At 70.7% G+C, this 20,216-nt stretch carries 20 protein-coding genes; 9 read left to right on the top strand and 11 right to left on the bottom strand.

Annotated features, from left to right (window positions below; all coding sequences use genetic code 11):
- Positions 1-18: 18 nt before the first annotated feature.
- The gene (locus ACE3TL_RS05235; RefSeq protein WP_374577665.1) at positions 19-1,275 is read right to left on the bottom strand and encodes a cytochrome P450; all 1,257 of its coding nucleotides are present in this window, start codon (positions 1,273-1,275) and stop codon (positions 19-21) included.
- A 176-nt stretch (positions 1,276-1,451) separates the two neighbouring features.
- Here ACE3TL_RS05235 and ACE3TL_RS05230 point away from each other — a divergent pair, with 176 nt between their 5' ends.
- Positions 1,452-2,801, top strand: a complete 1,350-nt coding sequence (locus ACE3TL_RS05230; RefSeq protein WP_374577664.1) for an FAD/NAD(P)-binding protein — start codon at positions 1,452-1,454, stop codon at positions 2,799-2,801.
- 2 nt (positions 2,802-2,803) lie between these two features.
- On the opposite strand, the gene ACE3TL_RS05225 is transcribed toward ACE3TL_RS05230, so the two are convergent.
- Positions 2,804-3,034 carry a hypothetical protein gene (locus tag ACE3TL_RS05225; protein WP_374577662.1) on the bottom strand — a complete coding sequence of 77 codons (231 nt, stop codon included), beginning with the start codon at positions 3,032-3,034 and terminating at the stop codon, positions 2,804-2,806.
- 102 nt (positions 3,035-3,136) lie between these two features.
- Between ACE3TL_RS05225 and ACE3TL_RS05220 the strand changes: the two genes are divergently transcribed.
- Positions 3,137-3,958 carry a TrmH family RNA methyltransferase gene (locus ACE3TL_RS05220; protein WP_374577684.1) on the top strand — a complete coding sequence of 274 codons (822 nt, stop codon included), beginning with the start codon at positions 3,137-3,139 and terminating at the stop codon, positions 3,956-3,958.
- A 2-nt stretch (positions 3,959-3,960) separates the two neighbouring features.
- Here ACE3TL_RS05220 and ACE3TL_RS05215 read toward each other — a convergent pair whose 3' ends face one another.
- Positions 3,961-4,377, bottom strand: a complete 417-nt coding sequence (locus tag ACE3TL_RS05215; protein ID WP_374577661.1) for a helix-turn-helix domain-containing protein — start codon at positions 4,375-4,377, stop codon at positions 3,961-3,963.
- 232 nt (positions 4,378-4,609) lie between these two features.
- On the opposite strand from ACE3TL_RS05215, the gene ACE3TL_RS05210 reads away from it, so the two are divergent.
- From ACE3TL_RS05210 to ACE3TL_RS05195, 4 genes are all read left to right on the top strand, one after another.
- Positions 4,610-7,021: an ATP-binding protein gene (locus ACE3TL_RS05210; RefSeq protein ID WP_374577660.1), complete on the top strand. Its 2,412-nt coding sequence runs from the start codon at positions 4,610-4,612 to the stop codon at positions 7,019-7,021.
- Positions 7,022-7,224: 203 nt separating this feature from the next.
- Positions 7,225-7,824, top strand: a complete 600-nt coding sequence (locus tag ACE3TL_RS05205) for a TetR/AcrR family transcriptional regulator (RefSeq protein ID WP_374577659.1) — start codon at positions 7,225-7,227, stop codon at positions 7,822-7,824.
- A 58-nt stretch (positions 7,825-7,882) separates the two neighbouring features.
- Positions 7,883-8,914: an NAD(P)/FAD-dependent oxidoreductase gene (locus ACE3TL_RS05200; RefSeq protein ID WP_374577658.1), complete on the top strand. Its 1,032-nt coding sequence runs from the start codon at positions 7,883-7,885 to the stop codon at positions 8,912-8,914.
- A gap of 23 nt (positions 8,915-8,937) precedes the next feature.
- A complete protein-coding gene (locus ACE3TL_RS05195; protein ID WP_374577657.1) occupies positions 8,938-10,107 on the top strand; it encodes an acyl-CoA dehydrogenase family protein in 1,170 nt (389 codons plus the stop codon).
- 18 nt (positions 10,108-10,125) lie between these two features.
- On the opposite strand, the gene ACE3TL_RS05190 is transcribed toward ACE3TL_RS05195, so the two are convergent.
- Entirely contained in the window at positions 10,126-10,809 is a 684-nt protein-coding gene (locus tag ACE3TL_RS05190) for a TonB family protein (RefSeq protein WP_374577656.1), read from the bottom strand.
- A 167-nt stretch (positions 10,810-10,976) separates the two neighbouring features.
- Here ACE3TL_RS05190 and ACE3TL_RS05185 point away from each other — a divergent pair, with 167 nt between their 5' ends.
- Positions 10,977-11,804 (top strand): transglycosylase SLT domain-containing protein, encoded by an 828-nt coding sequence (locus ACE3TL_RS05185; protein WP_374577683.1) that lies wholly within the window; start codon positions 10,977-10,979, stop codon positions 11,802-11,804.
- A 21-nt stretch (positions 11,805-11,825) separates the two neighbouring features.
- Here the strand turns inward: ACE3TL_RS05185 and ACE3TL_RS05180 are convergent, their stop codons facing one another.
- From ACE3TL_RS05180 to ACE3TL_RS05165, 4 genes are all read right to left on the bottom strand, one after another.
- Complete coding sequence (locus ACE3TL_RS05180; RefSeq protein ID WP_374577655.1) at positions 11,826-12,125, bottom strand: type II toxin-antitoxin system RelE/ParE family toxin; 300 nt, start codon at positions 12,123-12,125, stop codon at positions 11,826-11,828.
- A complete protein-coding gene (locus tag ACE3TL_RS05175) occupies positions 12,122-12,388 on the bottom strand; it encodes a type II toxin-antitoxin system ParD family antitoxin (RefSeq protein WP_374577654.1) in 267 nt (88 codons plus the stop codon). Before ACE3TL_RS05175 ends, ACE3TL_RS05180 begins: the two co-directional genes overlap by 4 nt.
- Positions 12,389-12,437: 49 nt before the next feature.
- A complete protein-coding gene (locus tag ACE3TL_RS05170; protein ID WP_374577653.1) occupies positions 12,438-13,640 on the bottom strand; it encodes a CaiB/BaiF CoA transferase family protein in 1,203 nt (400 codons plus the stop codon).
- A 68-nt stretch (positions 13,641-13,708) separates the two neighbouring features.
- Positions 13,709-15,523, bottom strand: coding sequence for an ATP-binding protein (locus ACE3TL_RS05165; RefSeq protein WP_374577652.1), 1,815 nt, complete (start codon positions 15,521-15,523; stop codon positions 13,709-13,711).
- A gap of 164 nt (positions 15,524-15,687) precedes the next feature.
- Here ACE3TL_RS05165 and ACE3TL_RS05160 point away from each other — a divergent pair, with 164 nt between their 5' ends.
- Together ACE3TL_RS05160 and ACE3TL_RS05155 are read left to right on the top strand one after the other, a co-directional pair.
- Positions 15,688-16,833, top strand: coding sequence for a DUF2336 domain-containing protein (locus ACE3TL_RS05160; protein ID WP_374577651.1), 1,146 nt, complete (start codon positions 15,688-15,690; stop codon positions 16,831-16,833).
- A gap of 56 nt (positions 16,834-16,889) precedes the next feature.
- Entirely contained in the window at positions 16,890-17,663 is a 774-nt protein-coding gene (locus ACE3TL_RS05155) for an NUDIX hydrolase (protein WP_374577650.1), read from the top strand.
- Positions 17,664-17,672: 9 nt separating this feature from the next.
- Here the strand turns inward: ACE3TL_RS05155 and ACE3TL_RS05150 are convergent, their stop codons facing one another.
- From ACE3TL_RS05150 to ACE3TL_RS05140, 3 genes are all read right to left on the bottom strand, one after another.
- The gene (locus ACE3TL_RS05150) at positions 17,673-18,143 is read right to left on the bottom strand and encodes an Hpt domain-containing protein (protein ID WP_374577649.1); all 471 of its coding nucleotides are present in this window, start codon (positions 18,141-18,143) and stop codon (positions 17,673-17,675) included.
- 77 nt (positions 18,144-18,220) lie between these two features.
- Positions 18,221-19,003, bottom strand: a complete 783-nt coding sequence (locus ACE3TL_RS05145) for an NAD kinase (protein WP_374577648.1) — start codon at positions 19,001-19,003, stop codon at positions 18,221-18,223.
- 32 nt (positions 19,004-19,035) lie between these two features.
- Positions 19,036-20,160, bottom strand: coding sequence for a DUF2336 domain-containing protein (locus ACE3TL_RS05140; protein ID WP_374577647.1), 1,125 nt, complete (start codon positions 20,158-20,160; stop codon positions 19,036-19,038).
- Positions 20,161-20,216: the final 56 nt, after the last annotated feature.

The raw sequence follows: 20,216 nt of genomic DNA, 5'->3' as shown, positions 1-20,216 counted from the left end.
AACGGATCGCGCCAGCGATCAGGCGCGCTTGGGGATCACCACCTTCATCGACTCGTAGCCCTTCACGAAGGTCGAGTAGACGCGCTTGGGCTCTTCCACGAGCTGGATGTCGGGGAAGCGCTTCATGATCTCTTCCCAGATGATCTGGAGTTGGAGCTCGGCCAGACGGTTGCCGACGCAGCGGTGGATGCCGAAGCCGAACGACATGTGGTTACGCGGACGGGCGCGGTCGATGATGTAGTCGTTCGGACGCTCGATGACCTCGTCGTCGCGGTTGCCCGAGACGTACCACATGACCACCTTGTCGTCCTTGCGGATCTGCTTGCCGCCCAGCTCGAAGTCCTGGGTGGCGCGGCGGCGCATGTGGGCCAGCGGGGTCTGCCAGCGGATGGTTTCGGAGACCATCGAGGGGATCAGCGACGGGTTCTCGCGCAGCTTCCGGTACTGGTCCGGATTCTGGTTCAGGGCGTAGACCGAGCCGGAGATGGTGTTGCGGGTGGTGTCGTTGCCGCCGACGGTCAGCAGCACGACGTTCCCGAAATACTCGCGCGGCGACATGTCCCGGGTGTCGGGGCCGTGGGCGAGCATGGAGATCAGGTCGCCGGTCGGCTCGGAGTTGACCCGTTCGTTCCAGCGCTCGGTGAAGTAGGCGTGATACTCGAGGAAGATCTGCATCTTCTGCTCGAGGGTGTCGATCAGGCCATGACCGGGGACGGCGGTGACCACGTCGGACCAGTAGGTCAGCTTGCGGCGGTCGGCCTGGTCGATGCCGAACAGGGTGGCCAGGGTCATGGCCGTCAGTTCCATCGACACCTTGTCGACCCAGTCGAACTCCTCGCCGATCGGCAGGTTGTCGAGGATCTTGGCGGCGCGTTCGCGGATCAGCGGGCCCAGGATCTGCAGGTTGTGCGGAGCCACGACCGGGCTGACGGTCTTGCGCTGGATGTCATGCTTGGGCGGGTCCATGGCGATGAACATCGGCAACGGACCTTCGTCGCCGTTCTGGTCGGCGATGGTGATGCCCGGCTCGGACGAGAACACCTGATGATTGGTGTCGACCGACATGATGTCGTTGTACTTGGTGACCGACCAATAGGGGCCGTATTCGCTCTCGGCCGTGTAGTGGACCGGGTCTTCCTTGCGGAGACGCTCGAAGTTCCACCACATCTCATTGGCCTGGAAGAGGGCGGGCTGGGCCGGGTTGATCTGGTCGAGCGGCGTCGAATAGGCGAGTGCCCGCGCGTCCTTGCTCAAATCGATATTGCCGTCGCTCATGTAGAACTTCCTCCTCGGTCAACGCCCCGTGGTCTTCAGCCAAAGATGACGCATGCGTCAAGTTTTTTAGCGCATGTTTGGGCCGCCGTCCCATCCGATCTGCGTTTGGATGCAGTTTTTCTGCCTGTTTAAATCCAATAAGATTGATAGGAATTTGGCTCATGCGGAGTTCGGCCATGAGTCAAAGACCAGCGGTGGCGGTGATCGGGGCGGGGTTCTCGGGGCTGTTGACGGCGCTGCACCTGGCGGCGGCGCCCGATGGGCCGACGGTGCGGCTGATCGAGCGTTCCGGCGCATTCGGGCGCGGGGCGGCCTATGCGACGGCCAATCCAGATCACCTGCTGAACGTGCGGGTGGCCAATATGAGCGCCTATCCGGACGACCCGGACCACTTCACCCGCTGGCTGGCGGGGCGCGAGGGCTGGAGCGCTCATGGCGGGTTCGTGACCCGCGGCGTCTATGGCGACTATCTGCAGGACCTGCTGCGCCGGGCGCTGGAAAGCGCGCCCGCCGGGCGGTTGCTGCTGGAGCAGGACGAGGCGGTGGAGGTGCGGCGCGCCGGCGAAGGCTGGCGGGTGCGGCTGGCGCTGGGCCGCGAGATCGAGGCGGACGCGGTGGTGCTGGCGCTGGGTGTGCTGGCCCCGGCGCCGCCGGCCGCGGCGGGCGCCGACCTGCTGGCCTCGCCGCGCTACATCGGCGACCCGTGGGACCCGAAGGCGCGGCTGGATGGGGCGGCGAGCGACGTGCTGCTGATCGGCAGCGGCCTGACCATGATCGACGCGGCCATCAGTCTCTGGCGGCCGGGGCGGCGGTTCTGGGCGATCTCGCGTCGCGGGCTGGTTCCGCGGCCGCATGCGCCGACCGCGGGCGCGGCCGTCCCGATGCGGACGGCTGGATCGCCGCGAGAGCTGTTCGCGGCGGTGCGGGCGGCCTCGGATGGCGGCCGCTGGCGCGAGGCGGTCGACGCCCTGCGGCCGCATGTGCAGGGGATCTGGCTGGGCTGGAGCCTGGCCGAACGGCGCCAGTTCCTGCGGCATGTGCGGCCATGGTGGGACGTTCACCGCCACCGGCTGGCGCCCAGCGTGGCGCGGCGGATCGGGCTGATGATGCGCGGGCGCGAACTGGTGGTGCGGGCCGGGGAACTGACCGGCCTGGCCCTGACGCAAGGCGGCGTGGAGGCGACATGGCGGCCGCGGGGCGGCCGTGTGGCGCGCCGGCTGGGCGTTTCGGCGGTGGTGAACTGCAGCGGCTTCCTGGGCGACCTGGAGCAGGCGCGCGATCCGCTGCTGGCGCGGCTGCTGGCTTCGGGCCTGATCCGGCCCGATCCGTGCCGGCTGGGCGCGGAGGTCGATGTCGGATCGCGCCTGGTGGGGGCCGGCGGGCAGGCGCAAGCGGGGCTCTACGCCGTCGGGCCGCTGACCCGCGGCGCGTTTTGGGAGATCACCTCGGCGCCGGACATCCGCAGCCAGGCGGCTGGAGCCGCGCAGTCGATCCTCAGCACGTTGCGCCGGGCCAGGGCGGCTTGAGGCTATTTCGCCGGCGGCGGGGAGGGCTGCATAGGCGGGGCCGAGCCGTCGGCGGGGACCACGCCGGTGTCGCCGGCGTCGGGCGCGGCGGTCTGGGCCGGGCCGGGAACGGGCGTCGGCTGTGAGGTGTCGGGCATGGCCGCGCCGGTGGTCTCGCCCTGCGGCTCGGGGCGCTGGTCGCAGGCGGCCAGGGCGAAGGCGGCCATGGCGGCGGCCAGGATCAGGGTTTTCATGTCGGCTCTCCTCTCGGGTTTCAACTTCGCGGGGCGAGGGATGTTCCGAAGAACGCCCCGGTGTATGACCCGCCGGGCGCAAGGAAGAGCGAGGGGAAAGACCTGGCGGGCCAGCTCGTCCATATCGAAGACGCTGACGATCCGCGGACGGCCGCCTATCGGGACGTGCGCGAGCGCGACCTGGTCGGGCGTCAGGGACTGTTCGTGGCCGAGGGCGAGGTGGTGCTGCGGGTGCTGTCGCGCTCGCCGCTATGCGCGCCGGTGTCGCTGCTGGTGGCGCAGAAACGGTTGGCGGCCCTGGCCGAGGTGATCGAGGCCCTGCCGGACGGGACGCCGGTCTATGTCGCCGGCCAGGCGGCGATGGACGCCATCGTCGGGTTTCCGATCCATCGCGGCATGCTGGCGCTGGGGCGCAGGCGCGCGGCGCCGAGCGCCGACGAATTGCTGGCGAGGCTGCCGCGCGAGGCGCTGGTGCTGGTGCTGAGCGCGATCGCCAATCACGACAATATGGGCGGAATCTTCCGCAATGCGGCGGCGTTCGGCGCGGACGCGGTGATCCTCGATTCCGACTGCTGCGACCCGCTCTATCGCAAGGCGATCCGGGTTTCGGTGGGGGCCGCGCTGATCACGCCGTTCGCGCGGCTGGCGCCGGGCGAGGACCTGCCCGGCCTGCTGGCGGCGCATGGGTTCGAGGCGTTGGCGCTCAGCCCGCGCGGGGCGCAAACCCTGGCGCAGACCGAGCGGGCGGCGCGGGCGGCTGTGCTGCTGGGGGCCGAGGGGCCGGGGCTGGCGGACGACCTGCTGGCGCAGGCGCGCACGGTCCGCATTCCGATGGCGGGCGCGTTCGATTCCCTCAATGTGGCGGCGACCTCGGGGATCGTGCTGCACCACCTGGCCTTCATGGCGAAGCGGCGGAGCGCCTGATCTCAGCGCGCGCGGCGGACGGCGACCGAGCCTGCGTCGGACTCGTCGATCAGCGAGCGGGTCAGGTTGAGGATGGCGGTGCGCATCGAGGGTTGCTGGACGCTGGCGAAGGCTTCCAGCAACTGGACCGCGCCCGGCACGGCGAGCTTTTCGAACAGGCCCTCGTCGCTGAACGGGGTGGCGGTCTCGCCGACCAGTTCGCCGACGGTGGTGTCGAGCCTCTGGGCGATGCGCACGAGCATGGAGGCCGACACGCGGTTGGCGCCGCGCTCGTATTTCTGGACCTGCTGGAAGCTGACGCCCAGGTGTTCGGCCAGAGTCGACTGGGATACGCCCAGCCACTTGCGGCGGACGCGGATGCGGTGGCCGACCGCGACGTCGATCGGATCCGGGCCTTGGTCTTCAGAATGCTCGTTCACTAGAGAACGTCCTCGATCACGGTGCGCCATGGCGACGCTTCGGCTCTCTGGCATGGCCGCAACCCGCCCGGCCACACCTTTATCGTGAGGCGGGTATTGCGGCGCAACAGAAAGTTAATACGCGCCTCTAACGCGATTCTGGATTGCAGCCTTACATGCGAGCCGGGCGGCTCAATGGCGCCTTAACCTTGCCCCCGCAGTATCGGCGGGGTTTTCGGGGCGGAGAACGGGCATGGCGACAGGCGCGGGGGAACAGCGTCCCTTGGGGCTGGACATATCCCAGGCTGTCTGCGACCGCGCCTCGCGGTTGGCCAAGACGATGTTCGGCGCGCTCGACGCCCAGGTGGTCCTGACGCGCGACGGCGAAATCTGGTGCAGCCGCGAGCGGCGTGAAGACGTCCGACGGACCCGCGACCGCGGCGTCGAGATCGTGCTGGCCGAGGGCCGGCTGCTCTGGATCGAGGACGCGCGGAAGGACGAGCGCTTCGCCGGCCTGCCCCCAGTGGTCGGGCCGCCGCATCTGCGGTTCTATGTCGGCGCGCCGATCCGCCTGGCCGACGGATCGACACCGGGCGTGCTGGCGGTGGCCGGCGTGGAGCCGATGGCCTTCGACCCCAGGCTGGCGGCGCGGCTGGGCGACCTGGCGCAGTTCGTCGCCGACGATTGGGAGCGGGCCCAGACCGCGCGCGCGCGGGAGGAGAGCCTGCGCGAGCGGGACGCGGTGCGCGCCACCCTGGCGGCGATGATCGAGGCGATGCCGGTGGCTGTGGTGCTGACCGACGCCGAGCTGCGGGTGGTCAAGGCGAGCCCCCGGTGGATCAGGACTCTGGGCCTGGAAGGCCGCGAGATCGAGGGGCGGTCGGTCTGCGAACTGGCCCCGCGCGAGTTCGAGCCCTGGCGCGAGACCTATGCGCGGGTGCTGGCCGGGGAGGCCATCCGCGCCGAGCGGTTCTCGGTCACGGGCGACGACGGGACCCTGCGCTGGTACAGCGCCGAACTGGCCCCCTGGCGCACCGCCGGCGGCGCGGTCGGCGGCATGATCCTGGCCAGCCACGAGATCACCGACGTGGTGCGGGCGCTGGAAGCGACGGAGCGTTCGGAAGAGCGCCTGAAGCTGGCCATGCAGATCGCCGACGTCCACGTCTTCGAGATGGACTACCTGCGCCGCGAACTCATCAAGGTCGGGGCCGAGGACACCTTCTTTACCGAGCCCAAGACCTTCGAGGAGCTGGAGCACGACCTGTTCAGCACCATCGATCCGCGCGACCGGGCCGCGATCATCGCGGCCTGGCAGGCGCATCTGGCCGGCGAGGAGGGGCCGATGCCGGAATACCGCATCGCGCGGACCGACGGGGTGGAGGTCTGGGCGACCGGCGCGACGCGGCTGTTCAGCGACCCTCGCGGACGGCCGGTGCGGGTGGTCGGAGCCATCCAGAACGTCACCACCCGCAAGATGGCCGAGCGGGCGCTGGTGCAGGCCAAGGAGGAGGCCGAGGCCGCCAACCGCGCCAAGTCGGCGTTCCTGGCCACGATGAGCCATGAAATCCGCACGCCGCTGAACGGGGTGCTGGGCATGGCCCAGGCCATGGCGGCCGATGCGGCCCTGCCCGAACGCCAGCGCGAGCGGCTGGAGGTGATCCGGCAATCGGGCGAGACGCTGCTGGCCATCCTCAACGACGTGCTGGACCTGTCGAAGATCGAGGCCGGTAAGCTGGAGCTCGAGGAGACCGAGTTCGACATCGAGGACCTGGCGCGCGGGGCGCACGCCGCCTTCGCCGCCATCGCCCGGAGCAAGGGGCTGGAGTTCTCGCTGGCCATCGAGGCGCGGGCGCGGGGCGTCTATCGCGGGGATTCCACGCGGGTGCGCCAGATTCTCTACAACCTGCTCTCCAACGCGCTGAAGTTCACCGAGCAAGGCCAGGTGTCGGTCGAGGCCGCGCATGGATCGGCAGGACTCACGCTCATCGTGCGCGACACTGGCATCGGCGTGTCGCCGGACCGGCTGAGCAGCCTGTTCGCCAAGTTCGAGCAGGCCGACGCCTCGACCACGCGGCGGTTCGGCGGCACGGGGCTGGGCCTGGCGATCTGCCGCGAGCTGACCGAGATGATGGGCGGCCAGATCGTGGCGTCGAGCCGGCCGGGCGAAGGAACGACCTTCGTCGTGACCCTGCCGCTGCGGCGGGTGGAGGGCGCACGCCAGCATGCCGCGGCGCCGGCCGTCGAGGCGTTCGACGGGCGGCGTGCGGCGGCGCTGCGGGTGCTGGCGGCCGAGGACAATCCGGTCAACCAACTCGTGCTCAAGACCCTGCTGGAGCAGGTGGGCATAGAGCCGGTGATCGTCGACGACGGGGCCAAGGCGCTGGAGGCCTGGTCACAGCAGCCGTGGGACCTGGTGCTGATGGACGTGCAGATGCCGCGGATGGACGGGCCGACGGCGACGCGGATGATCCGGGCCCGCGAGCGGGCCGAGGGTCGGGCGAGGACGCCGATCGTCGCCCTGACCGCCAACGCCATGGCCCATCAGGTGGCGGAGTACGCCGAGGCCGGCATGGACGATTTCGTGCCCAAGCCCCTGGAGATCGCGCGGCTGTACGAGATCCTGGAGCTGGCCTTGCAGAGCGCCGAGGCCGCCCGCGCGGCTTGACGCCGCGCAAAGCGCCTATCGACAAGCTGCGTCAAGCTTGTGAACATCGTTCACCCGCAGCGAGATCCTATTTCGGATTTCGCTTAAAAGCTTTTGAATTTAAACAATTTTCTTGATTGAGCCGGCGCGACTTCGCCGGAGACGCCCTGGAGGATCGCCATGACTCGCAGACCGAGCGCCCTCGTCGCTGCGGAGGCGAACTGATGCCGTGGGTGCAGGGCGGCGCGCCGCGGCGGCGGCCTTATCATGTCGGCAACCTGCGGGCGTTGCTTCTGAACGAGGCGCGGGCCCTGCTGGAACAGGGCGGCCGCTCGGAGCTGAACCTGCGCGCCCTGGCCGCGCGGGCGGGGATCGCGGCCGGTTCGGTCTATCATCACTACGCCTCGAAGGCGGCCCTGATGGCGGGGCTGGCGGCCAGCGGCTTCCGCGACCTGGAGGCCAGCCTGCGCGAAGCCTCCGAACAGGCGCCGACCGAGACGCCGATCCGCACCGCAGCCCTGGCCTATTTCGCCTTCGCGCGCGCCCAGCCGGCGCTCTACGAGCTGATGTTCGACGCCGCCCTGATGACCGACCCGGAGGCGGCGGCGGCCCGCGACAGCGCCTTTGCGGTGCTGGAGGAGCTGATCGGCAAGGCGCCGAGCCAGCAGGGCGTCGAGCCGGACCTGGTCCACAAGGTCGCCTTGGCGGTCTGGGCCTGCGGCCATGGCGCCGCCTCCCTGACCCTGGCCGAGGGCGCGGCCCGGGACTCGCCGCTGATGGAAGACGTGATCCAGGGGCTGGAGGTGCTGTTCCGACGCCGCTGAGCGGAACCGGCGCGGCCACGCCCCTTGATTTTGACCGCGAAGCCCGCTCGTTAAGGCCATGACCAAAGGCCCGAAGATCACTGTGGCCGGGGCCGGCGCGCTCGGCCTCACCACGGCGCTCGCCCTGGCGGACGCTGGGGCGCAGGTGACGGTGTTCGATCCGGCCGGGCTGGGCGACAACGCCTCGGGCGTGGCGGCGGGCATGTTGGCGCCGGCCTTCGAGGCGGTGCTGGACGCCGCCGCGACGCCGCACTTCGACCTGCTGTTGGCGGCCCGCGACCTGTGGCCGGCGCTGGAGGCGCGGATCGGGATCGTCGTCGACCGGGCGGGCGCGCTGGCCACGGGCGACAGCGCCCATCTGGCGGGAGTGGAGGCGCGGCTGCGGGGGCTTGGCCTGCATCCGACGGAGTTGGAGCGCCGGGCGCTGGAGGGGCTGGCGCCGGGCCTGGCGGCGGATTGGGGCCGCGGCCTGCTGGTGCGCGAGGACTGGCGGATCGAGGCGAAGGCGGCGCTGGCGGCCCTGCGGCGCGCCGCCGAGGCGGCCGGAGTGGAGTTCCGCCAGGCCGCGGCCACCGGCTTCGAGGGCGGCGAGCGGCTGGTGATCGCCACGGGCGGCGGCCGCGACCTGGCGGTGGTGGCGCCGGAGCTGTCGCACCTGTCGCCGATCAAGGGACATATCCTGCGCACGCGCGACGTCGATTATCGCGGCGTGGTGGTGCGGGGGCCTGGAGCCTATGTGACCGGCGCGCCGGGGGGGCTGACCGTCGGCGCGACCATGCAGGCGGGCGCGGCGGACCGGGCGGTAGAGCCGGATCAGGCCGCGCCGCTGGAGGCGGCCGGGGCGCGGCTGTTCCCGGCGCTGGCGGGGGCGAGGTTCGAGGCCGAGACCGGGGTGCGGGCGGCGACGCCCGACGGCCTGCCGCTGGTCGGGCGCGGGCGGCACCATGGCGTGCTGCTGGCGGTGGGAGCCAGGCGCAACGGCTGGCTGCTGGCGCCGCTGGTCGCCCGGCTGATCGCCGCTTGCGTGACGGAGGGGGAAGCCGGCCCCTATGCCGAGCGCCTGAGTCCGGCGCGGTTCGACGCCGGCTGAAGCGGCTTTGGGGAGGACGGACGATGAGCGGCTTCTGGCTGAGCGAGGAACAGGAAGCCATTGTCGAGAGCGTTGCGCGCCTCTGCGCCCAGTTCGACGCCGACTACTGGAGGCGGACCGACGAAACCGGCGATTTTCCTGAGGAATTCGTCGCAGCCATGGCCGCTGGCGGCTGGCTGGGAACGGCCATGCCGGCCGAGCTGGGCGGGGCGGGGCTGGGCCTGACCGAGGCGGCGCTGGTCATGCAGGCGGTAGCGCAGTCAGGGGCCGGGTTCTCCGGCGCGAGCGCCATGCATCTCAACATCTTCGGGCCGATGCCGATCGTCCGGTATGGAAGCGATGAACTCCGGAACCGGGCGATCCCGCGATTGATGTCCGGGGAAGACAAGATCTGCATCGGCATCACCGAGCCGGATGCGGGGCTGGACACCACCAGCCTGACCACGCGGGCGGTGCGGACCAACGACGGCTATGTGATCTCCGGCCGCAAGGTGTGGACCACCATGGCCCAGCGCGCCAACAAGATGCTGATCATCGCGCGCACGACGCCGCGCGATCAGGTGAAGAAGGCGACCGAAGGGCTCAGCCTGTTCTACACCGACTTCGACCGCTCGAAGATCAGCGCCACGGTGATCCCGAAGATGGGCCGCAAGGCGGTGGAGTCGAACAGCGTCTTCATCGACAGCCTGGAAGTCCCGGCCGGCGACCTGATCGGCGAGGAGGGGCGCGGGTTCTATTACCTGCTCGACGGGCTGAACCCGGAGCGGGTGCTGTTCGCGGCCGAGGCCGTGGGGTTGGGGCGCGCGGCCCTGGCGCGTGCGGCGGGCTACGCCAAGGAGCGCGTAGTGTTCGGCCGGCCGATCGGCCAGAACCAGGGGGTGGCCCATCCGCTGGCCAGGGCCTGGGCCGAGCTGGAGGCGGCGAACCTGATGGCGTTCAAGGCCGCGGCCCTGTTCGACGCCGGCCGCGAGTGCGGGGCCGAAGCCAACGCGGCCAAGTACCTGGGCGGGGAGGCGGGGTTCCTCGCCTGCGAGGCGGCGGTGCTGTCGCACGGCGGCATGGGCTACGCCAAGGAGTTCCACGTCGAGCGCTATTTCCGCGAGGCGATGATCGCGCGGATCGCCCCGATCAGCCGCGAGATGGTGCTGAACTACATCGCCGAACGGGTGCTCGGCCTGCCCAAGAGCTATTGAACAGGCCGAGCGCGGCGCTCAGCCGAGGTTGAAGCGGATCGGGATCTGCACGGTCCCACCCTCCACCGCCTGGCCGTCGCGGGTCATGGGGCTCATGCGGAAGAAGGGCGCGAGCTTCAGGGCCGCGCGGCCGAACCCTTCGTCGGCCGGAGTTTCGCGGACCACCGAGCAGGCGCTGAGCAGGCCGGAGGCGCTGACCTGGCAGGCGAGGGTCGCGGTTCCGCCGATTCCGCGGCGCTGGGCGGAGTCGGGATAGAAGCGTGCGAACTCGCGGGCGCCGGGGCGCTTCAGCCAGTCGGGCGAGACGATCACCGGCGCGGGCGCCGGAGCTGGCGTCGCCGGCGGGGCGATGGTCGCGGGCGGGGCGAGCGGGGGCGAGCTGAGCGCTGGGGCCATCGGGATCGGCGCGACCTGCAGCGGCGCCTGGACCGGCGCGCTGACCCGCGGGCTCACCGGCCGCGGCCGGTCCTGCGGCGGTTCGACCTTGGGCGGGGGGCGCAGGGTGACGGTCTCCACCGAGATGATCGGGCCTTCGGGCAGGGGCGGCGCCTGCGGCGGGGTCCAGGTCTTCACGGCCAGATAGGCGGCCAGGCCGGCGTGGATCAGCACCGACAGCGCGACGGCGGCGGTGACGGCGGGCGAGCGTCGTGGCCGCGGCGCGGCGGGGCCGGCGGCGAGGGGCAGGAATTGACGGACGACCATGGCGACCTCCCTTTGTTTCTTGCGTCGCTGAAACAAAGGGTCGCGCCGCGATCGTGGCTGCAGCTTGACCTTGGGGAAGCGTAACCGTGGCGGGGCGGTGACCTTCCGGCGCCGGCTGGCCGAACATGGTTAGCGCCGCGTTAACCATGAGCGGCGACATCTGGCGCATGTCGATCCAGGGAATCAGGGGAGCCGTGGAGGCCGCGATCCAGCGGGCCTCCAACGCCACCGGCGTCGACTTCACCTTCCTGATGCGCACGGCGCACCGCGAGAGCGGCTACAACCCCAAGGCCAAGGCGTCGTCGTCCTCGGCGGCCGGGCTGTTCCAGTTCGTCGAGCAGACCTGGCTCTCGACCCTCAAGCAGCATGGGGCGAAATACGGCTACGCCCGCTACGCCGACTTGATCACCAAGGGGGCGGACGGGCGCTATCGCGTGGCCGGGGCCGAGGCGCGCAAGGCGGTGATGGACCTGCGGCTGGACCCGCATGCGGCCTCGCTGATGGCCGGGGAGCTGACCTCGGACCACGCCTCGTACCTGCGCGGGCGGGTGGGACGCACGCCGACCGCGGGCGAGCTCTATGCGGCGCACTTCCTGGGGCCGCAGGGCTCGGCGCGGCTGATCGAGGCGATGCGCAGCCAGCCGGGCGCCAGCGCGGCCAGCCTGTTCCCCGATGCGGCCGGCGCCAACCGCTCGATCTTCTATCGCGACGGCCGGCCCGCCACGGTCTCGGAGGTCTATGCCAACCTGACGCGGACGGGGGGCGCAGGCCTGGCGGCGCCGGCGGCCAGGCCCGTGCAGGAGAGCAGTGGCTTCATCCAGTACGCCTCGGCCCGCCAGCAGGCCATGCAGGTGAGCCAGGAGGCGATGGTCGACCTGATCCTGCGCGGCAGCAAGGCCGACGACGACGCCAGCTCCAGCCTGCGGGCGACCGGCTCGCTGTTCACCAGCGAAATGCTGCGGGTGCTGTCCGAGGCGCGGGACAAGAAGAGCTAGGCGGCGCGCGATGACGCGCGATCAGGCATCGGGAAACAGAAGAGCCTCGTAGTCGCGGGCGTCATGCAGGACATGGAGGATCGTCACGCGGCCCGCCTCGGCGCGGTAGAAGATGAGATAGGCGCCATGGGGCCGACGGCGAATCCCGAGCCGCTCATACCGTGGGACGAGTGGAAATCCGTTCGGGATGTCGCCGATCTCACGTGCGGCGGCGATCAATTCGCGAATGAAGCTCCGGGCGCGTGAGGGACTATCTTGCGCGATATAGTCGCCAATGCGTTCGAGATCGTCGCGGGCTTCGTCCGAGAGGACGACCTTCACCGATCGCCGCCGGCTTCATCCATGGCCGCATATTTTGCGTCGAGGGTCTCCAGCACGGTATCGAGATCGTGGACACGCCCCTTGTCGGCGTCGTCGAGCCCGCGGCGGATCGAAGCGTCGAGCGCTGCAAGGCGGGTTTCGCGCTCATGAATGAGACGAACGCCCTCGCGCATGACCTCGCTGCGTGAATTGTAGCGGCCCGTCTTTACGAGGCTGGCGACGAAATCTTCCAGCCGGCTTCCGAGATTGACGCTGCTCGCCATGACCGATCTCCCACCCGAATATAGCGCGGGCTGATAATAGTTATCAACGCTAAGCGGCGGCGCCGGCGGCGATCAGGGCTTCGATGTCCTCGGACGAATAGCCGAGCTCGGTCAGGACCTCGCGGGTGTGCTGGCCAAGGTCGGGCGAGGCCGGGCGGGTCTGGCGCTCCAGGCCGGGGAACAGGGCCGGGGCGGCGGGCGAGCGATAGGTTCCGCCCTGGCCGTCCTCGACCTCGACGAAGGCGCCGGCGGCGGCGGCCTGCGGGTCGGCGGCGACCTGGGCCGGGGACTGGACGGGCGCCCAGACGAAATCGACCGCGTCCAGGCGGGCGGCGATCTCGTCGAAGTCCAGGGCGTTGAAGGCCTTGTCGAGTTCGGCGACCAGCTCGGCGCTGTGCAGGCGGCGGACGCGGCCGGTGGCGAAACGCTCATCGGCGGGCAGGTCGGGGCGCTCGAAGATCTTGCAGAGGGTCTGCCAGTCGTTGCTGGCCCCGCGGGGATTGAGCACGAACCAGCGCTCGTCGCGGCTGCGATAGAAATTGGCCAGCGGATCGAAGGGGGCGTTGCGCGGGCGGTTGGAGGCGAGCTTGCCGAAGGCGAGCTGGACGGCGAGGTCGGAGCCGACCGAATAGACGCCCGTCGCCAGCAGCGAGGTCTGGACGACGCGGCCCTGGCCGGTGCGCTCGCGCTCGTAGAGGGCCGCGAGGATGGCCGAGACGGTGGCGAGCGAGGTGGTGTGGTCGCCGACCCCGGTGCGCAGGATGAACGGGTCCGAGCCCTTGGGCGCGTGCATGTGGGCGACGCCGGCCCGCGACCAGAAGGCGGTGACGTCGAAGCCCGGCTTGGCGGCGTCGGGGCCTTCCAGCCCATAGCCGGTGACCATGGCGTAGATCAGCCGTGGGTTGGCGGCGCGCAGGGCTGCTTCGTCCAGGCCGGCGCGCTTGAGGGCCGCGGGACGGACGTTAGTCAGGAAGACGTCGGCCTGTGCCGCGAGGCGGGCCAGGGCATCGCGCCCCTCGGGCTTGGAGATGTCGAGGACGATGGCGCGCTTGCCGCGGTTGTCGAGGCCGAAGGTTGGGTTGCTGGCGATCTCGCTCTTGGCGTCGCCGAAGACGTGCCGCATCGGGTCGCCCTCGGGCCGCTCGACCTTGACCACCTCGGCGCCCCAGTCGGCCAGCACGCCGGCGGCGCCGGGCGCGGCGATGTAGGAGGCGAACTCGACGACCTTGAGACCCTGCAGCAGCACTTTCACGCCTCCCTCTTTGATTGGAGCGCATCTTGGCTGGGCGGGGGCGGCGCCTCAAGGGCGTGCGAGCGGCGTCAGGCGAAGGCGCGCAGGGGACGGTCGTCGTCGCGCTCGGCGGCGACCGCCTCGGCGATGGCGCGGGCGACGGCGTTGACGCTGACCGGCTTGCGCAGCACCGCATCGGCGCCGGAGGCGACGCATTCGCGGGCTTCGTCGGCGTCGCCGCCGATCACGGCGACGATGGGCACGGCCGCGCAGGCGCCGTCGAGCGCGCGGACCGCGGCGATGGCGGCCGGCCCGTCGAGATTGGGCATCCGCCCGTCGATCATCAGCAGGTCGAACTCGCAGACGCTGGCGAGGTCGACCGCGCGGCGGCCGTCGACCGCGTGGACGACCTGGTGGCCCAGTTGCTCGATCACCGCGCGCAGCATGGCCGCGTTGAGGGCGTCGTCCTCGGCGATCAGCACGCGCAGGGCCTGGCGCGCTTCGGGGGCTGCGGCCGGACCGGCGGCGGCCTCGCTCGCCGCCTGCGACGGGCGTTCGGCCAGGGCCATGTCGTCGAAGGGCAGTTCGAGGCGGAAGCAGGAGCCGACGCCGACGGCGCTGTGGGCGGCCAGCTCGCCGCCCATCAGCCGGGCGAGGCGACGCGACAGCGACAGGCCAAGGCCTGCGCCCGAGGTGCCGGCGCTGGTGCGGGCGATGCGGTTGAACGGCTCGAAGGCCTGCTCCAGCTCCTCGCGCGCCAGGCCAGGGCCGGTGTCGGCGATCTCGATGGCGAGCATGCCGGTTGCGGTGAGTTCCGCGCGCGCCTCGACCCGTCCGCGGACGGTGAACTTGAGCGCGTTGCCGAGCAGGTTGGCGAGGATCTGGCGCACCCGATGGGCGTCGGCGACGGCCGCGCCCCGCCGCAGGCCCGCGAGTTCGGGATCGATGTGGAGCGACAGCTCCAGACCCTTGGCCGCGGCGTGGGGGCGGTTGAGGATGACGAGGTCGCCGAGCAGGGCGAGGGCGTCGAACGGCTCGCGCTCGACCTCCAGGCGGCCGGCCTCGGCGGTTTCGGAATCGAGGGTGGTGTTGAGCACGGCGAGGAGGTCGTTGGCCGCATCGAGCGCCGCCAGCAACTGCTCGCGCGAGGGGGCGGCGCGGCCGTTGCGCCCGACGGCGGCCGAGAGGACGTGGGCGACGCCGGTCAGGCCGTTGCGGATCTCGTGGCTGAGGGTGGCCAGGAGGTCGGATTTCGACTGGGCCAGGCGCTGGGCCTGGTCGGTCTGGCTGGCGCGCTCGGATATGAGGTGTTCGCGCTCGGCGGCGAGGGTGAACTGGCGGCGCAGCAGGCGGTTGACGATGAGGGCCAGCGCCAGGGCCAAAGCGATCGCGCCCCAGGCCGTATTGGCCAGCGCCTTGTCTTCCTGGATGTCGTGAAGGAAATAGAGCGGCCCGGCCGCCGTGGCGCCGCCGACGATGAGCAGGCTGGGCAGCCAGGGCGAGGTGAAGAAGATCACCATCACCGCCGCGGCCACCGAGATCAGCAGCAGCGGCGTGCGCGCCGGCCCCGCGCCGTCGGCGAAGGCGGCGATCTGGCCGACGGCGATCGACCAGAGCAGGCCGGCCAGGATGTGCATCCGGCTGCGGTCGCGCAGGTTCGCGGCGTTCTGCGGCTGCTTCAGCCAGTTGACGATGATGTAGAAGACGCCCCAGGCGGCGGCGAAGATCGCGAAGGTCCCGGTCATCCAGACGGCGTTGAGCGCGTAGGAGCCGGCCCAGACATAGAACGGCAGGCTGACGGCGAAGGCCGCCAGGGCGTGGGGGAGCAGCGAGGTCTGGGTGTCGAGCGCTTGCCGCGCCACCGAACCATCGAGGGCGGCGGTCTGTTCGATCTCTGGCGGCATGGACCCATTCCTCGGCGGCAAGAGCCGACCCTATCGGCGCACGGTTGGCGACAGGTTACGGCGCAGCGTAAATCCCCCGGGAAGGCCGCAACCGTTCATTAAGCTTAACCATCGATTATCCATCTTGGCGGGGCCTTCGGCCGCCGCCGAAGGGCGAGGGGGCCATGGCGACGACGCGGGCGGCGCTGACCGAAGAGGACATCCGTACGCTGGTCAGGGGCGCCACGCCCGACGAACGGGCGCTGGCCGCGCACAAGATCTGCCGCACGCTGGACGGCGCGGTTCTGACCGAGGCCGACCGGGAACGGGCCCACGAGATTCTCCGCGTCCTGGCGCAGGATGCGGCCGAACTGGTGCGCGCGGCGCTGTCCACCACCCTGAAATCCTCGCCGCTGGTGCCGCGGGACGTCGCTCTGCAACTGGCCAAGGATGTGGAGTGCGTCTGCCTGCCGATCCTTGGCGCCTCGCCGGTCTTCACCGACGCCGACCTGATCGAGATCGTCCGGATCGGCGGCCCGGTGCGGCAGGTGGCGGTGGCCAAGCGGCCACGGGTGTCGCAGGCGCTCAGCCAGGCGATCGTCGAACAGGGCTGCGAGCGAGCGGTCGAGGCGGTCTGCGCCAACGACAACGCCGATTTCGCCGAGCAGACCCTGAAGGCTGCGGTGGAGCGGTTCGAAGCTTCGGACCGGGTGCTGACCGCGATCGCCTATCGCCGGGTCCTGCCGCTGTCGGTGACCGAGAAACTGGTCCGGCTTGCCTCCGACCAGGTGCGCGACCACCTGCTGAACCATCACCAGATTCCCGCGGACCTGGCGCTGGAGATCGCCACGACCGCGGCCGAGCGGGCGACCGTCGACCTGGTGGACGAGGCCGGGCGCACGCCGGACGTCAAGGGTTTCGTCGCCCATCTGCACCGCAACAACCGGCTCACCGCCTCGCTGCTGTTGCGCGCCCTGGCGCATGGCCACATGACCTTCCTGGAGTGGGGGCTGGCGGAACTGGCCAGCGTGCCGCACCACCGCACCTGGCTGATGATCCACGACGCCGGGCCGCTGGGCCTGAAGGCGATCTATGAGCGGGCGGGACTGCCGGCGCGGCTCTACAGCGCGTTTCGCGCGGGCGTGGACACCTATCACTCGATGGAGTTCGACGGCGGCGCGCGTGACCGCGAGCGGTTCCAGGAGCGGATGCTGCAGCGGTTCCTGACGCAGCCGCTGACGGCGGCGCGCGAGGACGTCGACTATCTGCTCGACAAGATGGACCGGCTGTCCGAGGCGGCGCGCGATTCCCACATGGCCGTCCGCGCCTGAGCTGCTGCCGCGACGTCATGCTTGCGCGGCCGGGTGGCGAGCCTGAAACTTGCGGCATGAGCGCTTCCGACATCAAACCCGCCGCCACCATCCTGCTGCTGCGCGACGATCCGGGCCTGGAGGTGCTGATGGTCAAGCGCCACCACCAGATCGACTTCGCCTCGGGCGCGCTGGTGTTCCCGGGCGGCAAGAGCCATGCGGGCGACCATGACCCCGCCTGGGCCGAGCATGCGATCGGCTGGGAGCGGTTCGACGCCGAGCAGCGCGGCCTGCGGACCGCCGCCATCCGCGAGGCTTTCGAGGAGGCCGGCATCCTGCTGGGGCGCGACGCGGCCGGCGCGCCGATCCGGGGCGAAAGCGCCAGCCTGGAGGTGCGGCTGAAGGTCGATGCGGGCGAGTTGGCGTTCCTGGACCTGGTGCGCGACCTGGGGGTGAAGATCGACCTGGACGCCCTGACGGTGTTCGCGCGGTGGATCACCCCGCCGCTGACGCCCAAGCGGTTCGACACCTGGTTCTATGCGGCGGCCGCGCCTGACGACCAGGTGGCGGCGTGCGACGGCCGCGAGACGGTGGACGCCGAGTGGATCGCGCCGGGCGAAGCCTTGCGGCTGGCCCAGGCCGGCGAGCGCAAGGTGATCTTTCCGACCCGGATGAACCTGCAACTGCTGGCGGAAGCCGAGAGCGCGGACGATTGCGTGGCGCGCGCGCAGGCGCGGCGGCTGGTCACGGTGGAGCCGCAGATCCAGGATCGACCCGGCGGCAAGGTGCTGGTCCTGCCGCCAGACGCCGGTTATGGCGCGGTGGAGGAGCCGCTGGAACGGGTGATGTAACCTTCGGCCTCAGGCCGCGGCGGCGACCTTGCGCTCCAGCTCTTCGATGAGCACGCGGCCGATGGGATGGTCGTCGGTCTTGATGCTGTCGCGCACGGCGGCCTTGATCGCGTCGATATGGGCGTCGATCAGGGCCAGGGAGGCGGTGAGGCGCTTGTCCTTGTCGTCGATCAGCCGGCAGAGCGAGGCGCCGATACGGGTGATCAGCGGGAACTCGTAGGTCGTGCCGAGCCCCTTGAGGTCGTGAGCGCGCAGATAGAGGGTCTCCATGGCCTCGACGGTCATGCCCTCGTCACGGACGCGCTGGCGGGCGGCGTCGAGCTTGACCACTTCGTCGGCCAGCCATTGGGCGAAATTGCCCGACAGGCTCTTCAGGGCCGCCTCGGCCTTGGCGATGGCCGCCGGGTCGATGGCGCCGAACCGACCGCCGACCTTCAGGCGAAGGTTGGGGGGCTGGATGACCGGGTTCTGCTGGCTCACAACGCGCCTCCTGGGACTGCGTTCGAAAGCCTAGCTCTCAGGCGTTAACAACGCATGATCCGCGCAGTTGATTGTTATCAAACGGAAAACTGTTCGGAAAGCACGCGCTCCTCGAGGCTGCGGCCGGCGTCGAACAGCATGTGAAGGGCGACGTCGCGAGTTTCGGCGACCTGGACCTCGACCACGTCGCGCACCTCGAAATTGTCCGCCACGGCGCTGACCGGGCGCTTGTCGGCCTCGAGGATTTCGAAGGTGACCGTGGCGGTGTGGGCCAGCAGGGCGCCGCGCCAGCGGCGCGGGCGGAAGGCGCTGATCGGGGTGAGGGCCAGCACCTTGGCGTCGAGAGGGATGATCGGGCCGTGCGCCGAGAGATTGTAGGCGGTTGAGCCGGCCGGGGTGGCGACCAGGGCGCCGTCGCAGGAGAGTTCGGCCAGCCGCACCTTGCCGTCGATGGAGATGCGCAGCTTGGCGGTCTGGCGGGTCTGGCGCAGCAGCGAGACCTCGTTGATGGCCAGGGCCTCGTGGCGCGCGCCGGTGATGTCGACGGCCCGCATGGAGAGCGGATGGATCACCGCCTGCTCGGCGGCGGCGATCCGTTCGAGCAGGCCGTCTTCGCTGTACTCGTTCATCAGGAAGCCGACCGAGCCGCGGTTCATGCCGTAGATCGGCCGGCCGTTCTTGAGGTTCTCGTGCAGGGTCTCGAGCATGAAGCCGTCGCCGCCGAGGGCGACGATGACCTGGGCGTCCTCGGCGCTGGCCTGGCCGTAGCGGGCGATGAGGGCGGCCTTGGCCTCCTGGGCCTCGGGGCGGTCGCTGGCGGCGAAGGCCAGCCGGGTCACGAATGGCTCAGGCTTGAACATTCCGGGCAGAAGTCAGGGAAACGGGCGATCCGTCAACCGGGGTTCACGGTCTGGCGGAACGCGGCGCCGGCGATATTGGCGTCGAACGGCCCGAAGGCTCCGGACGCCCGGCGCGCGCCTTCGGACCCGCCGCCGGGGCGTCCGCCGTTGAGGTCGCGGACCATGGCCAGGATGGTCGGAAAGGCGCTGCGGTCGATGCCGACCGCCGCGCAGGCCAGGGCGAGCAGTTCGGGACGGTCGGAATCGAGGGCGCGGCGCACCTGGCTCTCTTCGAAGCGCCCGAGCGCGGCCAGGCCCGCGGCGAAGAGGGGCAGGCGGCCTTCCTTGAGGGCGCGCAGCAGGTAGCCGGCGCGCAGTTGGCCGGCGGCGCTGAGCTTGGCGACCAGACGCCGTTCCATATCCTCGCGCTCGTCGTCGCGGGCCAGGGTGCGCCCCTCGCACGCTTCGGCGGCGGTTCCGGCGTGGGCCTCGCGGACGGAGGCGGCGATGGCGGCGTCGAGCGCGACGGGATCGAGACGGAAGCGTTCGACCAGCGACTGGCGGATCGCCTGTCCGACCCAGAGATAGAGGCGAGCGGCGAGGTCGCCGGAGAGGGCAGGGTGCCGCGCCAGCGGGGAGCGGATGGCGGCGTGGCGCTGGGCCGCCTCGACCAACCGTTCCAGGTCGTGCGCGCCGAGCGCGGCGCTGGCGTTGCCGGCCAGGGCGGTGAGAACGGCCGGCTCGCTCTGCTGCAGGATGGCGGCGATCACCGGCGGGCCGATGCCTGGGCGGCCGGCCACCTCGATCTGGTGCTCGATCGTCGCCTCGACCAGCAGGCGCACGAGGTCGTGGTCCTTGAGGACCGGGCTGCCGGCGATCACCGGCCGGGCGATCTCGATGTCGTCCAGGGCCAGGACGTTGATGAGGGCGGGCGGCGCCCATTCGGCGGCGGAGAGCTTTTCGGACAGCCGGCGGCGGATGTCGCGCTCGGCCTCGACCACCAGGCTCATGAAGATCGAGTTGAGCAGGGCCTGGATCGGCTGGGAGGTCATCAGGCCGACGGCTGCGTCTCCGGCGTCGCAGAGGTCGACGATGGCCAGGAGCAGGCGTTCGCGATCGGCCGGCGCGCGGCTGCGCGCCAGGTTCAGCAGTTCGTCGGTCTTGGCGGCGAAGCTCAAGCGCGCATTCCGAAACGATGAAGCCGGACCATCGCGGTCGGGCGACCCCGGTGACT

The organism is Phenylobacterium sp., from assembly GCF_041920015.1.
GTDB lineage: Bacteria > Pseudomonadota > Alphaproteobacteria > Caulobacterales > Caulobacteraceae > Phenylobacterium.
This window is presented reverse-complemented; position numbering and strand designations above follow the sequence as displayed.

Excerpts from the sequence above, each read along its gene's own strand:
- ACE3TL_RS05235 (WP_374577665.1), bottom strand. The coding sequence starts at position 1,275 with ATGAGCGACGGCAATATCGATTTGAGCAAGGACGCGCGGGCACTCGCC.
- ACE3TL_RS05230 (WP_374577664.1), top strand. The coding sequence starts at position 1,452 with ATGAGTCAAAGACCAGCGGTGGCGGTGATCGGGGCGGGGTTCTCGGGG.
- ACE3TL_RS05225 (WP_374577662.1), bottom strand. The coding sequence starts at position 3,034 with ATGAAAACCCTGATCCTGGCCGCCGCCATGGCCGCCTTCGCCCTGGCC.
- ACE3TL_RS05210 (WP_374577660.1), top strand. The coding sequence starts at position 4,610 with ATGGCGACAGGCGCGGGGGAACAGCGTCCCTTGGGGCTGGACATATCC.
- ACE3TL_RS05205 (WP_374577659.1), top strand. The coding sequence starts at position 7,225 with ATGCCGTGGGTGCAGGGCGGCGCGCCGCGGCGGCGGCCTTATCATGTC.
- ACE3TL_RS05200 (WP_374577658.1), top strand. The coding sequence starts at position 7,883 with ATGACCAAAGGCCCGAAGATCACTGTGGCCGGGGCCGGCGCGCTCGGC.
- ACE3TL_RS05195 (WP_374577657.1), top strand. The coding sequence starts at position 8,938 with ATGAGCGGCTTCTGGCTGAGCGAGGAACAGGAAGCCATTGTCGAGAGC.
- ACE3TL_RS05190 (WP_374577656.1), bottom strand. The coding sequence starts at position 10,809 with ATGGTCGTCCGTCAATTCCTGCCCCTCGCCGCCGGCCCCGCCGCGCCG.
- ACE3TL_RS05185 (WP_374577683.1), top strand. The coding sequence starts at position 10,977 with ATGTCGATCCAGGGAATCAGGGGAGCCGTGGAGGCCGCGATCCAGCGG.
- ACE3TL_RS05175 (WP_374577654.1), bottom strand. The coding sequence starts at position 12,388 with ATGGCGAGCAGCGTCAATCTCGGAAGCCGGCTGGAAGATTTCGTCGCC.
- ACE3TL_RS05165 (WP_374577652.1), bottom strand. The coding sequence starts at position 15,523 with ATGCCGCCAGAGATCGAACAGACCGCCGCCCTCGATGGTTCGGTGGCG.
- ACE3TL_RS05160 (WP_374577651.1), top strand. The coding sequence starts at position 15,688 with ATGGCGACGACGCGGGCGGCGCTGACCGAAGAGGACATCCGTACGCTG.
- ACE3TL_RS05155 (WP_374577650.1), top strand. The coding sequence starts at position 16,890 with ATGAGCGCTTCCGACATCAAACCCGCCGCCACCATCCTGCTGCTGCGC.
- ACE3TL_RS05145 (WP_374577648.1), bottom strand. The coding sequence starts at position 19,003 with ATGTTCAAGCCTGAGCCATTCGTGACCCGGCTGGCCTTCGCCGCCAGC.